A 1,541-nucleotide genomic window follows, 5' to 3' on the forward strand; every position below is an offset into this window, starting at 1 on the left:
AGGCGCAGGGCGGCCACGATCTGTCCGCGGGTGTGGGACGGGGGGATGACGGCGTCGACGTAGCCGCGTTCGGCGGCGACGTACGGGTTGACGAGGGTGTCCTCGTATTCCTGTTGCAGTTGCAGGCGCAGCGCGTCGACGTCGTCGCCGTTCTGGGCGGCCTCGAGGAGGCGTTTGCGGTAGACGAACCCGACGGCGCCGGAGGCGCCCATGACGGCGATCTGGGCGGTGGGCCAGGCCAGGTTGACGTCGGCGCCCATGTGCTTGGAGCCCATCACGTCGTAGGCGCCGCCGTAGGCCTTGCGGGTGATGACGGTGATCTTGCCGACGGTGGCCTCGCCGTAGGCGTAGAGCAGTTTCGCGCCGCGGCGGATGATGCCGTTGTATTCCTGGTCGGTGCCGGGCAGGAAGCCGGGGACGTCGACGAGGGTGATGATCGGGACGTTGAACGCGTCGCAGGTGCGCACGAAGCGGGCGGCTTTTTCGGAGGCGTCGATGTCGAGGCAGCCGGCGAAGACGGTGGGCTGGTTGGCGACGATGCCGACGGAGCGGCCGTCGACGCGGCCGAAGCCGACGACGATGTTGCCGGCGCGTTCGGCCTGGACCTCGAGGAATTCGTCGTCGTCGAGGATGCGGCGGATGACCTCGTGCATGTCGTAGGGCTGGTTCGCCGAGTCCGGGATCAGGGTGTCGAGTTCGAGGTCCTCGGCGGTGAGGGAGTCCTCGATGGCGCCGGTGATCGGGTCGGTGGGCAGCATCCGGGGGGCGGCGGCCTGGTTGTTGGACGGGAGGTAGGAGAGCAGGTCCTTGACGTAGTCGAGGGCGTCCTGTTCGCCGGAGGCGACGTAGTGGGCGACGCCGGACTTGACCATGTGGGTGTGCGCGCCACCCAAATCTTCCATGGTGACGTCTTCGCCGGTGACGGTCTTGATGACGTCGGGGCCGGTGACGAACATCTGGGAGGTCTGGTCGACCATGACGACGAAGTCGGTGAGGGCGGGGGAGTAGACGTGGCCGCCGGCGGCGGGGCCCATGATCAGGGAGATCTGGGGGATGACGCCGGAGGCCTGGACGTTGCGGTGGAAGATTTCGCCGTAGAGGCCGAGGGAGACGACGCCTTCCTGGATGCGGGCGCCGGCGCCTTCGTTGATGCCGATCAGGGGGCGGCCGGTTTTGAGGGCGAGGTCCATGACCTTGACGATTTTTTCGCCGTAGATTTCGCCGAGGGAGCCGCCGAAGACGGTGGCGTCCTGGGAGAAGACGCAGACGTCGCGGCCGTCGACGGTGCCGTAGCCGGTGACGACGCCGTCGCCGACGGGGCGGTTGTCGGCGAGGCCGAAGTTCACCGAGCGGTGGCGGGCGAGGGCGTCGAGTTCGACGAAGGAGCCCTCGTCGAGCAGGGCGGTGATGCGTTCGCGGGCGGTGAGCTTGCCCTTGGCGTGGACCTTCAGGGCCGCGGCTTCACCGCTCGGGTGCTGCGCCTCGGCCTGACGATTACGCAGGTCGGCGAGCTTTCCCGCCGTCGTGTGAATATCGGGCGT

1 protein-coding gene is annotated in these 1,541 nt (G+C 68.2%); it reads right to left on the reverse strand.

The window, feature by feature from the left end; genetic code table 11:
• The coding region (locus P3H15_RS53885) for an acyl-CoA carboxylase subunit beta (protein ID WP_276144804.1) at window positions 1–1,541 on the reverse strand (1,541 nt) is incomplete at both ends.

This window comes from Rhodococcus sp. T2V (assembly GCF_029269925.1).
GTDB classification, from domain to species: Bacteria; Actinomycetota; Actinomycetes; order Mycobacteriales; family Mycobacteriaceae; genus Rhodococcus_F; species Rhodococcus_F koreensis.